Origin of the sequence: Intestinimonas massiliensis (ex Afouda et al. 2020) (genome assembly GCF_001244995.1) — a bacterium.
Classification (GTDB): Bacteria; Bacillota; Clostridia; order Oscillospirales; family Oscillospiraceae; genus Intestinimonas; species Intestinimonas massiliensis.
Genome location: NZ_LN869529.1, coordinates 608,149 through 621,863, shown reverse-complemented (window position 1 = coordinate 621,863; position 13,715 = coordinate 608,149). Strand labels below are relative to the sequence as shown.

Below are 13,715 nucleotides of genomic sequence, written 5' to 3'. Positions count from 1 at the left end.
GAGGTGCTCTCACTCCAGGTTGGTATAGCCCATGAGGGATTCGTCCACCTCCCGGGCGGCGGCTCGCCCCTCCTGGATGGCCCAAACCACCAGGGACTGGCCCCGGTGCATGTCACCCGCAGTGAACACCCGGGGCACGCTAGAGGCGTACCTTCCCGCCTCGGTCTGCACCGCCGCCCGGGGGGTCAGGGCCGCGCCGAAGGCCTCCGGTACATAGCTCTCGCAGCCTAAAAAGCCCGCCGCGATGAGCAGCAGATCGCAGGGCATGGTGGATTCGCTGCCCTCCACCGGTTTCAGGTCCGGCGTCAGCTTCACCGTTTGGAGGGCGGTGAGGCGACCCTGGTCGTCCCGGACGCACTCGGTGACGGTGGTCTGATAGACCCGGGGGTCCCGTCCAAAGACAGCGATGGCCTCCTCCTGGCCGTAATCGGTTTTACACACCCTGGGCCACTCCGGCCAGGGGTTGTGTTCGGTCCGGCAGTCCGGCGCCTTGGGCATCATCTCCAACTGGACCACCGACTTACAGCCGTGTCGGATGCAGGTGCCCACGCAGTCGTTGCCCGTGTCGCCGCCGCCCACGATGACCACTCGCTTGCCCTTGGCGGAGAGATATTGTTTGTCCTTGAGCTGCGAATCCAGGAGGCTCTTGGTGGTGGATTTGAGGAAATCAACCGCAAAGTAAATATCCTTTCCACCTCTTCCTGGCACAGACAAATCCCTGGGATTGCCCGCCCCGCAGCACAGCACCACCGCGTCGAAGTCCCGCAGCAGCTCCTTGGCCGGCTTGTCCTTCCCCACGTCCACGCCGGTGACGAAGTTCACTCCCTCGGCGGCCATCAGATCGACCCGCCGCTGGATGATCTGCTTTTCCAGCTTCATGTTGGGGATTCCGTACATCAGCAGTCCCCCGATCCGGTCCGCCCGCTCAAAGACGGTGACCGTGTGGCCCCGCTTATTGAGCTGGTCGGCCGCTGCCAGGCCGGAGGGCCCGGAGCCCACCACCGCCACCTGCTTGCCGGTACGGACCTTGGGCGGATGGGGCCGGATAAGCCCTGTTTCCCAGGCGTCTTCAATGGCTCCCAGCTCGTTTTCCTTGATGGTGACCGCTTCGCCGTTGAGGCCGCAGGTGCAGGCCGCCTCGCACAGGGCCGGGCAGACCCGGCCGGTAAATTCGGGGAAGTTGTTGGTCTTGAGCAGCCGTTGGACGGCGTGTCCGAAGTTGCCGGTATAGATCAGATCGTTCCACTCGGGGATCAGGTTGTGCAGCGGACAGCCGGAAACCATGCCGTTCAGGACGGAGCCGGACTGGCAGAAGGGGACGCCGCACTCCATGCAGCGGGCTCCCTGCCGCCGGCGCTCCTCCCGGCCCAGCCGCGGGTGGAACTCGTCAAAGTGCTGGACGCGCTCCTGCGGAGCCTGGGCCGGGTTGCCCCGGCGCTGATATTCCATAAATCCGGTGGGTTTTCCCATTACTGCTCCCCTCCCTTCGTGTTCCGATAAAAGGCCTCCACTTCGGCCTGGTCCCGGTTCATGCCCTTCTCCTCCAGTTGGGCGATGGTGCGCAGCATCTGGTCATAGTCATGGGGCAGAATTTTCTTGAACAGGGGTACATAGCGGTCGAAGTCGGTCAGGATCTCCATACCCCGCCGAGAGCCGGTGGCGGCTACATGCTCCTGAATCAGTGTCCTGAGCTCGGAGATGTCGTGCTTCTCCGTCACCAGATCCATGGACACCAGATGCTTGTTCAGCCGCATATAGAGGTCCCGGTCCTCGTCCAGGACATAGGCCACCCCGCCGGACATGCCCGCGGCAAAGTTCTTGCCGGTGCGGCCCAGCACCACCACACGGCCGCCGGTCATGTATTCGCAGCCGTGGTCGCCGGTGCCCTCCACCACGGCGGTGGCGCCGGAGTTGCGCACGCAGAAGCGCTCTCCCGCCACGCCGCAGACGAAGGCCTTGCCGGAGGTCGCCCCGTACAGGGCCACGTTGCCGATGATGATGTTCTCCTCTGCCGGGAAGGGGCTGTCCTTGGGCGGATAGACCACCAGCTTGCCGCCGGAGAGGCCCTTTCCGAAGTAGTCATTGGAATCGCCCTCCAGCTCCAGGGTGAGCCCCTTTGGGATGAAGGCGCCAAAGGACTGGCCGCCGCCGCCGGTACATTTGACGGTGAGGGTGTCCTCCGCCAGGGCGCTGCCGTGAAGCCGGGTAATGTCGGAGCCCAGAATGGCCCCCAGCGTCCGGTCCGTGGAGGAGACAGGGATCTCAATGGAGGCTTTCTCCCCCTTCTCCAGGGCATCTTTCAGCTTCTTCTCCAGAATCTTCAGGTCCACGGTATCCTCCAGGTGGAAATCGTAGACGTCCGCCGGGTCAAAGTGCTCCTTCACCCCTGTGCCGTGGAGGGGATTCTCAAGCAGGACGGACAGGTCCACGGTGGCGGCCCGGCCGTTGACGGCGTGCTCCCGGACCTGAAGCAGGTCGGTGCGACCCACCAGCTCGTCCACGGTGGGCACACCCAACCGGGCCATATGCTCCCGCAGCTCCTGGGCGATGAAGCGCATAAAGTTGACCACATATTCCGGCTTCCCTTTGAACCGCTTACGCAGTTCCGGGTTCTGGGTGGCCACGCCCACGGGGCAGGTGTCCAGGTTGCACACCCGCATCATGACGCAGCCCATGGTGACCAGAGGCGCGGTGGCAAAGCCAAACTCCTCCGCGCCCAGCATACAGGCGATGGCCACGTCCCGCCCGGACATCAGCTTGCCATCGGTCTCCAGCACCACCCGGGAGCGCAGGCCGTTTTCCATTAGGGTCTGGTGGGTCTCGGCCAGACCCAGCTCCCAGGGTAGGCCCGCCCCGTGGATGGAGCTGCGGGGAGCGGCGCCGGTGCCGCCGTCATGGCCGGAGATCAGCACCACCTGTGCCCCCGCCTTGGCCACGCCGGCGGCAATGGTGCCCACCCCTGCCTCGCTGACCAGCTTCACCGAGATACGGGCCCTGCGGTTGGCATTTTTCAAATCGTAGATAAGCTGGGCCAGGTCCTCGATGGAGTAAATGTCGTGGTGAGGCGGCGGGGAGATCAGGGAGACGCCGGGGGTGGAGTAGCGGGTCTTGGCGATCCAGGGGTAGACCTTCTGGCTGGGCAGGTGACCGCCCTCGCCGGGCTTGGCCCCCTGGGCCAGCTTGATCTGGATTTCGTCGGCGGACACCAGGTACTCGCTGGTGACGCCGAACCGCCCGGAGGCCACCTGCTTAATGGCAGAGTTCCGGTCCGTGCCCAGGCGCTCGGGCCGCTCGCCGCCCTCGCCGGAGTTGGACTTTCCCCCCAGCCGGTTCATGGCCTGGGCCATGCACTCGTGGGCCTCCTGGGAGATGGAGCCGTAGCTCATGGCGCCGGTCTTGAAGCGCCTGACAATGGAATCCACACCCTCCACTTCGTCCAGGGAGATGGGCTTCTCGGCGTACTTGATGTCCAGCAGGCCGCGCAGAGTGTGGGGCTTGTGCTCATCGTCCACCAGTGCGGTGTACTGCTTGAACAGCCCGTAGTCTCCCCGTCGGGCGGACTCCTGGAGCAGATGGATGGTCTGGGGGTTATACATGTGGTCCTCGTGGCCCGCCCGGGCCTTGTGGGCCCCCAGGGAGTCCAGCGTCAGGTCGGTGCCCAGGCCAAGGGGATCGAAGGCCCTGGCGTGGTTTTTGTCCACCAGAGCGCCGATCTCCCTCAGGCCGATGCCGCCCACCCGGGAGATGGTGTTGGTAAAATACACGTCGATGACGTCCCGGGCGATGCCCACCGCCTCAAAGATCTGGGCGGACTGGTAGGACTGGATGGTGGAGATGCCCATCTTGGAGGCGATCTTCACAATGCCGTGGAGGACAGCGGAATTGTAGTCGGCCACAGCGGCGTGGAACTCCTTGTCCAGCAGGCCCTCCTCAATGAGCTCCACGATGGTCTCCTGAGCCAGATAGGGGTTGATGGCCCGAGCGCCATAGCCCAGCAGCGTGGCGAAGTGGTGGACGTCCCGAGGCTCGGCGGACTCCAGGAGAATGGACACCGCCGTACGCTTTTTGGTGCGGATCAGATACTGCTCGATGGCGGACACCGCCAGCAGGGACGGGATGGCCACATGGTTCTCGTCCACTCCCCGGTCGGAGAGGATGACGATGTTGGCCCCGTTGCGGTAGGCCCGATCCACCGCCACAAACAGGTGGTCCAGCGCCCGCTTGAGGGGGGTGTTCTTATAATACAGGATGGAAACCGTCTCCACATGGAAGCCGGGCTTTTTCATATGGCGGATCTTCATCAGGTCGGTGGAGGTGAGGATGGGATTGCGGACCTGAAGCACTTTGCAGTTTTCTGCCTTCTCCTGCAGCAGGTTGCCGTCATCCCCGATGTAGACGGTGGTATCGGTGACCACCTCCTCCCGGATGGCGTCGATGGGCGGGTTGGTCACCTGAGCAAAGAGCTGCTTGAAGTAGTTGAACAGAGGCTGCCCCTCCTGATCCAGGACGGCCAGGGGAATGTCAATGCCCATAGCGGCGGTGGGTTCGGCGCCAGTGCGGGCCATGGGGAGGATGGTGTTGCGCACGTCCTCGTAGGTATATCCAAAGGCCTTCTGCAGCCGGGCGAGCTGCTCCTTGGAGCTCATCTCCACCCGGTGGTTGGGAATGCTGAGGTCGGACAGATGAACCAGGTTTTTGTCCAACCACTCGCCGTAGGGCTGCCGGGCGGCGTAGGAGGCCTTCAGCTCCTCATCCCCTATGATGCGGCCCTGCCGGGTATCCACCAGCAGCATCCTGCCGGGCTGCAACCGGGACTTGGTGACGATGCGCTCGGCGGGGAGACCCAGCACCCCCACCTCGGAGGACAGAATCAGCTTGTCGTCGGCGGTGACATAGTACCGGGAGGGGCGCAGACCGTTGCGGTCCAGCACCGCGCCCACCACGTCGCCGTCGGAGAACAGGATGGAGGCCGGGCCGTCCCACGCCTCCATCAGGATGGCGTAATATTGGTACAGATCCCGCTTGGCCCGGGAAATGGTCTTATCGTTGCTCCAGGGTTCGGGGATAGCCACCATGACCGCCAGGGGCAGGTCCATGCCGGCCATCATCATGAACTCCAGAGTGTTGTCCAGCATGGCGGAGTCGGAGCCCGCCTCGTTAATGACGGGCAGGATCTTGTCCATGTCGCTGTCCAGCAGAGGGGAGGACATGGTCTCCTCCCGGGCCAGCATCCGGTCGGCATTGCCCCGGATGGTGTTGATCTCTCCATTGTGAAGGAGGAGCCGGTTGGGGTGGGCCCGCTCCCAGGAGGGGTTGGTATTGGTGGAAAACCGGGAGTGGACCAGGGCAATGGCCGACTGGTAATCCTGGTCCTGAAGGTCCGGGTAAAACCGCCGGAGCTGATGGACCAGGAACATGCCCTTATAGACGATGGTACGGCTGGACAGCGAGCAGACATAGGTGCCGTCCCCACCCGATTGCTCAAAGACCCTCCGGGCCACGTAGAGCTTCCGGTCAAAATCCAGGCCCTGCGCCACGCCCTCCGGCCGCTTCACGAAGCCCTGCTCAATGCATGGCATTTTATTCAGCGCCCTCGTGCCCAGGATGCCGGGTTCGACCGGGACCGCCCGCCAGCCCAGGAACTCCATGCCCTCCTTCTCCACGATGACTTCAAACATCTTCTTGGCCTGGCTGCGCTTCAGGCTGTCCTGTGGGAAGAAAAACATGCCGACCCCGTAATCCCGCTCTTCTCCAAGGGTAAAATTCCATCCCTTCACAGCCTTAGAGAAAAACCTGTGCGAAATTTGGAGCAGGATACCTACGCCGTCGCCGGTCTTGCCTTCGGCGTCCTTTCCGGCCCGGTGCTCCAGCTTTTCCACGATCTTCAGGGCGTCGTCCACGGTCTGATGGCTCTTGCGGCCCTTGATGTCCACCACGGCTCCGATGCCGCAGGCGTCATGTTCAAAGGCAGGATCGTACAAGCCCCGCTGTCGATAGCCTTCTTGTCTGTTCTCTTGCATGTACAAAGCCCCTTTCCGGGTCAGAATCAAAAAATAGGGGCACGCGCGCCGGGCGGCCACCTTCTGCCACCCAACGCCCGTACCCCGTTGTACGTTTTGCTATCCGATTAAAGCGCGCTCTTAATGCGCCGGACCGCCTCCTGGGTGGCGGTTGCCTCGCCGAAGCCGGTGAGGCGGATGTAGCCCTCACCGCTGGGGCCGAAGCCGGCCCCCGGAGTAGTGACCACATTGGCCCGCCGGAGCAGCCGGTCGAAAAAGTCCCAGGATGGCATGCCGGCGGGCGTTCTGGCCCACACATAGGGGGAATCCACCCCGCCCGAGACGGTGAGCCCGGCAGCCGTCAGGCCCTCCCGGATGACCCGGGCGTTATTCAAGTAGTAGTCCAGGGTCTCCCGGACCTGCGCCCGGCCCTCGTCGGAGTAGACCGCCTCAGCGCCCCGCTGGACCACATAGGGCACGCCGTTGAACTTGGTGCACTGTCTGCGGTTCCACAGGCTGTTGAGGCTGGCCCCGCCCCGCTCCAGCGCCTTGGGCACCACCGTATAGGCACAGCGGGTACCGGTGAAGCCAGCGGTCTTGGAGAAGGAGCGGAACTCAATGGCGCAGGTCTCCGCGCCTGGAATCTCAAAAATGCTGTGGGGAATGCCGGGGGTGGTGATAAACGCCTCGTAGGCCGCGTCGAACAGGATCACCGAGCCGTTGGCGTTGGCGTAATTCACCCAGGCCTGAAGCTGTACCCGGGTGGCCACCGCGCCGGTGGGGTTGTTGGGGAAACAGAGGTAGATCATGTCGGCCCTTCCCTCCGGGATGGCGGGTGTAAAGCCGTTTTCCGCTATACATGGCATGTAGATCAGGTTGGTCCAGCGGCCGGCGGCCTCGTCGTAGTCCCCGGCCCGGCCGGCCATGGCGTTGGTGTCCACATACACCGGGTACACCGGGTCGCAGACCGCTACCCTGTTTTCCCGTGCAAACAGGTCCACGATGTTGCCGCAGTCGCTCTTGGCCCCGTCGGAGACGAAGATCTCACCGGGCTGGATATCCACGTTCCGGGCCTGATAGTCGCACCGGGCGATGGCCTCCCGCAGAAAGTCGTAGCCCTGCTCCGGGCCGTAGCCGTGGAAGCCCCCGGCGGTGGCCATGTCGTCCACCGCCCTGTGCATGGCGGCGGTCACCGCTTCCGGAAGGGGGCGGGTCACGTCTCCGATGCCTAAGCGGATCAGCTTTTTGTCGGGGTGCTCCTGTTCATAGGCCGCCACCCGCCGGGCAATCTCAGAAAAGAGATAGCTGCCGGGCAGCTTTTGAAAATTCTCGTTGATGGCTGTCATAGGTCCCTTCCTCTCTCCTTACATTTTCTCGGGCCACTCGCCCTCAAATACTGTGACGGCGGGCCCGGTCATATAGACGTGGCCGTCCTCCTGATCCCAGCGGACATCCAACTCTCCGCCTCGCAGCCGGACCGTGGCGGTTCGTTCGGAACGGCCGGTCAGACTGCCGGCCACCACGCTGGCGCAGGCCCCGGTACCGCAGGCCAGCGTCTCGCCGCTGCCCCGTTCCCAGACCCGCATACGCAGGCTGCTGCGGCCCTCCACCTGCACAAACTCCGTGTTGACCCGGTGGGGAAAGATGGCGTGCCGCTCAAAGGCCGGACCGATCTCCGCCAGATTCAGCCGCTCCACATCCGGCACGAAGACCACCGCGTGGGGATTGCCCATGGAGACGCAGGTCACCTCATAGCTCCTGCCCCGCACGTGAAGCTGCTTGCCGATGAAGCGGCTGCCCCGGGCCACCACGGGAATCCGGCCGGGCTCCAGGACCGGGGCACCCATATCCACGGTGGCCGAGACCACCTGCCCCTTCCCCACCTGGAGCCGCAGGGTCCTGACGCCCCCCGGCGTCTCGATGGTCAGATCGGTCTTGTTCGTCATCCCGCGGTCGTAGACGTACTTGCCCATGCAGCGGATTCCGTTGCCGCACATCTCCCCCTGAGTGCCGTCGGCGTTATACATCTCCATGCGGAAATCCGCCGAACGGGAGGGACAGACACAAATCAGCCCGTCCGAGCCTACGCCGAAGTGCCGGTCCGATATCCTGCGCGCCAGCTCGTGCGCGTTCTCCGGCCGTTCTTTGGTACAGTCCAGATAGATGTAGTCGTTTCCCAGACCCTGCATTTTTGTGAATCGCATGGCTGCCTCCTTGATCCGTATGCCGATACTCAATGTATATACAGATTGGCGGCAGCCAGTAATCACCAGACTGCCGCCAAAAAGACAACCTCGTCCTTCGACCGATGGAAATCCCCATCTATCGTATGTTGTTTATTGGCCGCCTAGTACCAGCTTGGCGGTTTGGACCATCTTGGCCCCGGAGTTCATGCTCTTTTTCTGCAGGAAGCGGTGGGCCTGCTCCTCGCTCATGCCGTGCCGCTCCATGAGAAGCACCTTGGCTTCCTTGATGATGGCCTGCTCTTCTCCGCTCCGCTGGGGCCGGGTGAACTTCTCCAGCCGGTGCCCCATCTGCAGCAGCATCCGCACGGAGGCGGTCAGGTCGCCCCGGCTCACCGGGGAGGCCAGCTTGAAGATGTCGTCGGTCTGGCACAGATCCAGCAGGTTCTGGACGGCCACCATCAGCATGGCGCAGGAGGATGGCAGGTCCGCAAACAGGTCCTCTGCGCTCTCATCCGGAAGCTTGAAGCCGCAGACCACGGTGCTGACGCGCTGCTTGTTCACCGTGCGCTTGACCTCCGCTGCCGAACGGCAGACGATACAGGAGGCCGTTCCGCTGTTCTCCACAATCTCCCGGACCCGGTCGCAGCTTTTGGGACTTTCAAAAGCCACGATGATTTGTTCCATTCCCATTTTCAATCACTCCTTTGCGTCAAGGAGTTACTCACAGGGTCAGCACTCCGTCAACCTTTCGAACGGTATTCCGGCCACCGCCGGCCATCAATAGTTGATGATGTACTTCTCGCGCTCCCAGGAGCTGACACGGGTGCGGTACTCGTCCCACTCCTTGGCCTTGCCCTCGATGTAGTTCTCGGAAACATGCCCGCCCAGAGTCTCCAGCACCATCGGGTCGGCCTGCATGGCCTTGATGGCCTCCTCCAGGGAGCCGGGCAGGCTGTCGATACCAGCGGCGGCGCGGGCGTCGTCGTCCATCTGGAAGATATTCTCGGTAATCTCAGCCGGGGGAACCATACCCTTCTCGATGCCGTCCAGGCCCGCCGCCAGCAGGACGGCCAGCTCCAGATAGGGGTTGCAGGCGGGGTCGGGCGAGCGCAGCTCCACGCGGGTGGACTGACCGCGGGCGGCGGGGATGCGGATTAGAGCGGATCGGTTGGAGGCGGACCAGGCCAGGTAGCAGGGGGCCTCGTAGCCAGGCACCAGGCGCTTGTAGGAATTGACCAGGGGGTTGGTTACGGCGCACATGCCCTTGACATGGGCCAGCAGCCCGGCAATGAAGCTGTACGCCTCCTTGGACAGCCCCTTCTCTCCGTCGGGATCGTAAAACACGTTCTTGCCGTTTTTGAACAGGGACATGTTGGTATGCATACCGGAACCATTGATGCCGTAGATGGGCTTGGGCATAAAGGTGGCGTGGAGGCCGTTTTTCTGGGCCAGGGTCTTGACGGCCAGCTTGAAGGTCATGATGTTGTCGGCGGTCTTCAGAGCCTCGGCATACTTGAAGTCGATCTCGTGCTGGCCCTGAGCCACCTCGTGGTGGCTGGCCTCGATCTCAAATCCCATCTGCTCCAGCGCTATGCAGATCTCGCGGCGGGTACCCTCGCCGTGGTCCAGGGGGCCCAGGTCGAAGTAGCCGGCCTCGTCGTTGGTCTTGGTGGTGGGCTTGCCCTCCTCGTCGGTCTGGAACAGGAAGAACTCAGCCTCGGGGCCCACGTTGAAGGTGTCATAGCCCATGTCGGCGGCCTTCTTCAGCACCCGCTTCAGCACGCCGCGGGGGTCGCCTACGAAGGGAGTGCCGTCGGGATTGTAGATGTCGCAGATGAGTCGGGCCACCTTACCGTGCTGCGGCCGCCAGGGGAACACAACAAAGGAGTCCAGGTCGGGATAGAGGTACTGGTCAGACTCGTTGATGCGGACAAAGCCTTCGATGGACGAGCCATCCAGCATGATCTGGTTGTTGACGGCCTTCTCGATCTGGGAGGCGGTAATGGCCACGTTCTTGAGCTGGCCGAAAATATCGGTGAACTGCATGCGGATGAATTCGATGTCCTCTTCCTTTACGATACGGATGATGTCTTCCTTGGTGTACGCCATGGTGGGTATCCCCTTTCATCATTGAAATACACATTCTAAAGGTTTCCGATAAGGAAAGAAGGCGCTCCGCCCACATGGACCGGAACGCCTTCGTTCGCAATTGATACTCTGAGTATAAGGAATTTTCCGGCGCCTGTCAAGGGTCTTTTTGAAAGCCAAATCAACTTTGTTGCAACTATCAGGGAGCAAGCCCGGTTTTGTTCCGGCTTTTATGCAACATTTGTCCCGCCGTGCTGCAAAAGATGGAAGTACATCACATGCCGGCGGTGGCCACGGGGTATTCCTCGGTAAAACAACCCTTACAGAAGCCGCAGGCGGCGCTGGGCGCGATGCGCTCCAGGGCATCCACGCTGAGGAATCCCAGGGTGTCCGCCCCCACAAGCCGGCGGATTTCCTCCACCGTGTGGTGGCAGGCGATGAGATCCTTCTTGTCCGGGATATCGGTGCCAAAGTAGCAGGGGGCGATGAAGGGCGGGGCAGAGACCCGGAAGTGCACTTCTTTAGCCCCCGCCTCCCGCAGCAGGCTGATGATCTGCCGGGAGGTAGTACCCCGGACGATGGAGTCGTCGATCATAACCACCCGCCGGCCCTCGACTGTGCTCCGGAGGGCACCCAGCTTGATGCGGACGGCCTGTTCCCGGCTCTGCTGGTCAGGGGTGATAAAGGTGCGGCCGATGTAACGGTTCTTCACAAAGCCCTGGCCGTACGGAATGCCGGACTCCTCGGCATAGCCCATGGCGGCATCCAGGCCGGAGTCAGGCACACCGATGACCACGTCGGCGTCCACCGGGTGCTCCCGGGCCAGGATGCGGCCGGCCTCCAGGCGGGCCTCGTGGACGGATTGCCCGCAGATCACCGAGTCGGGCCGGGCAAAGTAAATGTATTCAAAGATACACATGTGTGAGGTGGCGCCGGCGCAGTTTTCCCGGATGGAGCGGACCTGTCCGTCCTCTACCACTACGATCTCGCCGGGGTCGATCTCGCGCTCAAAGGCGGCTCCCACCGCGTCCAGAGCGCAGGATTCCGAGGCAAATACCACCGCCTGCCCCCTTCTGCCCATGCACAAGGGCCGGAAGCCCCAGGGGTCCCGAGCGGCGATCAGCTTCCGGGCCGACATGACGATGAGGGAAAACGCCCCCCGCAGGCCCTTGACCGCTTGGCACACCGCTTCCTCCGCCGAGCCGCAGCGCAGCCGCTCCTGGGCAATGGCATAGGCGATGAGCTCTGAATCGGTGGTGGTCTGAAAGATCGCGCCCCGATATTCAAAGCTCGTACGCAGCTCCGGCGTATTGACCAGATTGCCATTGTGGGCCACTGCCAGGGTCCCTTTGACGTATTTCAGTGTCAGGGGCTGGGCGTTCTCCCGTCGGACGCCGCCGGTGGTGGAGTAGCGCACATGGCCAACCGCCATGGTCCCGCCCAGTCTGTCCAGGACGTCCTGATGGAACACATCCCCCACCAGCCCCAGGTCTTTATGATAGGACAGCTCCCGGTCGTTGATGGTGGCGATGCCGCAGGCCTCCTGCCCCCGGTGCTGGAGGGAGTAAAGCCCGTAATAGGTGGTACGGGCGCAGTCTCCGGCCGGGTCATAGATGCCAAAAACGCCGCATTCTTCATGAATGGACATGGGTTTCCCCCATTTCCTATGGAATAAAGCAATCCTACCATATCAAATTTCCCATTTTCTGTGTTGGAATTTGCACCTTCATGCCGTGAGGGGAAACCAGCCGCCCTATGGGGCGGCTTCGTCTCACCAGATATGGAGCAAGTGCTGCACCCCCAGGCTGACGCAGGCGATGGCCACCCAGCAGCAAAAGCCCATAAAGATGGGCTTACCTCCGGTCCGGACCAGCTTGACCACGTCGGTGTTCAGGCCGATGGCGGCCATGGCCATGACGATGAAGAATTTGCTGGCGCTCTTCAAAAAGCCGGTGACGGCGGCAGGAAGGGGTAGCAGGGTCGTCACCACCGAAGCCAGCACAAAAAAGAGGACAAACCAGGGAAAGATCTCTTTCAGGCTCACCGTTACGCCAGTGCCCCGGACGCTCTTCTCCTCCTGCCTGGTGCGAAGGAAGGCCAGCACCAGTGTAATAGGGATGATGGCAAGGGTACGGGTCATCTTGACGATGGCGGCAGTGTCCAGCGTGCTGCTGCCGTGTATACCGTCCCAGGCCGCCGCTGCCGCAGTGACGGAAGAGGTGTCGTTGACGGCGGTGCCGGCAAAAAGCCCGAAACCCTCGTTGGACAGCCCCAGCATCCCGCCCAGAGTCGGGAAAGTCAGCGCCGCGAGAACATTGAACAGGAAGATCACCGAGATGGACTGGGCGATCTCCTCATCGTCTGCGCCGATGACGGGTGCCGTGGCGGCAATGGCGGAGCCGCCGCAGATGGAGGAACCCACACCGATTAAGGTGGATATCTTGGCGTCCATATGCAGCAGCTTATGTAAAACAAAGGCCGCCACCAGCGAGGTAGTGATGGTGGACAGGATGATGGGTAGGGACTGGGCCCCCACCTTGGCGACACTGGACAGGTTCATGCCAAAGCCCAGCAGGACCACCGCAAGCTGGAGTATCTTCTTCGAAGTAAAAGTGATGCCGGCCCGGGCCTGGCCCTGCTCTTTCCAGAACAGAGCCATGACCATACCGAGGAGGATGGCGAATACCGGCCCTCCCACCACCTCAAAGGTTCTCCCCAAAAACCAGGCGGGAACGGCGATACACAGGCAGACCAGGATACCCGGTCCATTTCTTCTGATCCATTTCATATGGCTCTCTTCTCCTTTTTCCGCGACTCAAACGCTGCTGGCCCCGTCAAAAGATGTGGCCTGTCGGGCATCTTATTCCCACTCGCTTTTCTTGGTAAAATACTTTCCTGCGATGCTTTGGTGTAAACACTATAGGGAGTTTCTTTCTCATACCTATCGCCGTAGTCTCTTTTAACCCGCTGGCCTAGCCAGTGGTTTTCCATTATACAAGAAACCCTGAAGCCTTTGCGGCTTCAGGGTTTTGGTGGCAGCGGGAGAAGGATTCGAACCCTCACAAACAGAGTCAGAGTCTGTCGTGCTACCCTTACACAATCCCGCTGTATCGCGCCCGTTATCGCAGGCGCAGGATTTATTATACCAAAACAATTCCATTTGTCAAGTTTTTTTGCAAAATTATTTGCCGGATTTTTTCTTGACAAAGGCCCGGCATTCTTTTATAATATGGAGCAATATTAGCAAAAGCGAGGAAGGGAACAAGACCTGTGCGTCCCGCTCAGAGAGCCGGTGGTGGGTGCGAACCGGCGCGGTGATTCCAGGTGCATACTGGCCCCTGAGCTGTCCGCCTGAACGCGAGTAGGGCGGGACGTCCGGCCCCGTTACCGGCCAAAGCCTTGTTGGAGGCTGACGAGGGCTGTCCGGGTGACCGGCGGCCGA

The 13,715-nt window shown here is 62.0% G+C and carries 8 protein-coding genes, 1 tRNA gene and 1 other annotated feature (1 of these 10 running past the window's edge); all 9 genes read right to left on the bottom strand.

Annotation, left to right across the window (positions count from 1 at the left end; genetic code table 11):
- Positions 1-9 precede the first annotated feature (9 nt).
- On the bottom strand, positions 10-1,470 hold the full coding sequence (locus tag BN2154_RS06935) for a glutamate synthase subunit beta (protein WP_050618125.1): 1,461 nt from the start codon (positions 1,468-1,470) through the stop codon (positions 10-12).
- Entirely contained in the window at positions 1,470-6,020 is a 4,551-nt protein-coding gene (gene gltB, locus BN2154_RS06930; protein WP_050618124.1) for a glutamate synthase large subunit, read from the bottom strand. The genes BN2154_RS06935 and gltB overlap by 1 nt, the downstream gene beginning before the upstream one ends.
- A gap of 107 nt (positions 6,021-6,127) precedes the next feature.
- Positions 6,128-7,345 carry an LL-diaminopimelate aminotransferase gene (locus tag BN2154_RS06925; protein WP_050618123.1) on the bottom strand — a complete coding sequence of 406 codons (1,218 nt, stop codon included), beginning with the start codon at positions 7,343-7,345 and terminating at the stop codon, positions 6,128-6,130.
- Positions 7,346-7,363: 18 nt separating this feature from the next.
- Positions 7,364-8,203: a diaminopimelate epimerase gene (dapF, locus tag BN2154_RS06920; RefSeq protein WP_050618122.1), complete on the bottom strand. Its 840-nt coding sequence runs from the start codon at positions 8,201-8,203 to the stop codon at positions 7,364-7,366.
- 132 nt (positions 8,204-8,335) lie between these two features.
- Positions 8,336-8,875 (bottom strand): ANTAR domain-containing response regulator, encoded by a 540-nt coding sequence (locus tag BN2154_RS06915; RefSeq protein ID WP_242853711.1) that lies wholly within the window; start codon positions 8,873-8,875, stop codon positions 8,336-8,338.
- 87 nt (positions 8,876-8,962) lie between these two features.
- Positions 8,963-10,294, bottom strand: a complete 1,332-nt coding sequence (gene glnA / locus BN2154_RS06910; protein ID WP_050618121.1) for a type I glutamate--ammonia ligase — start codon at positions 10,292-10,294, stop codon at positions 8,963-8,965.
- Between the two features lie 253 nt (positions 10,295-10,547).
- Positions 10,548-11,921 (bottom strand): amidophosphoribosyltransferase, encoded by a 1,374-nt coding sequence (gene purF, locus BN2154_RS06905; protein ID WP_050618120.1) that lies wholly within the window; start codon positions 11,919-11,921, stop codon positions 10,548-10,550.
- A 123-nt stretch (positions 11,922-12,044) separates the two neighbouring features.
- Complete coding sequence (locus tag BN2154_RS06900) at positions 12,045-13,061, bottom strand: YeiH family protein (RefSeq protein ID WP_050618119.1); 1,017 nt, start codon at positions 13,059-13,061, stop codon at positions 12,045-12,047.
- Positions 13,062-13,306: 245 nt separating this feature from the next.
- Positions 13,307-13,380, bottom strand: a tRNA-Gln gene (locus tag BN2154_RS06895).
- Positions 13,381-13,516: 136 nt separating this feature from the next.
- Positions 13,517-13,715, top strand: a binding site (T-box leader) (it continues 34 nt past the right edge of the window).

Coding starts and splice junctions, on each gene's coding strand:
- BN2154_RS06935 (WP_050618125.1), bottom strand. CDS start 1,470: ATGGGAAAACCCACCGGATTTATGGAATATCAGCGCCGGGGCAACCCG.
- gltB (WP_050618124.1), bottom strand. CDS start 6,020: ATGCAAGAGAACAGACAAGAAGGCTATCGACAGCGGGGCTTGTACGAT.
- BN2154_RS06925 (WP_050618123.1), bottom strand. CDS start 7,345: ATGACAGCCATCAACGAGAATTTTCAAAAGCTGCCCGGCAGCTATCTC.
- dapF (WP_050618122.1), bottom strand. CDS start 8,203: ATGCGATTCACAAAAATGCAGGGTCTGGGAAACGACTACATCTATCTG.
- BN2154_RS06915 (WP_242853711.1), bottom strand. CDS start 8,875: ATGGGAATGGAACAAATCATCGTGGCTTTTGAAAGTCCCAAAAGCTGC.
- glnA (WP_050618121.1), bottom strand. CDS start 10,294: ATGGCGTACACCAAGGAAGACATCATCCGTATCGTAAAGGAAGAGGAC.
- purF (WP_050618120.1), bottom strand. CDS start 11,921: ATGTCCATTCATGAAGAATGCGGCGTTTTTGGCATCTATGACCCGGCC.
- BN2154_RS06900 (WP_050618119.1), bottom strand. CDS start 13,061: ATGAAATGGATCAGAAGAAATGGACCGGGTATCCTGGTCTGCCTGTGT.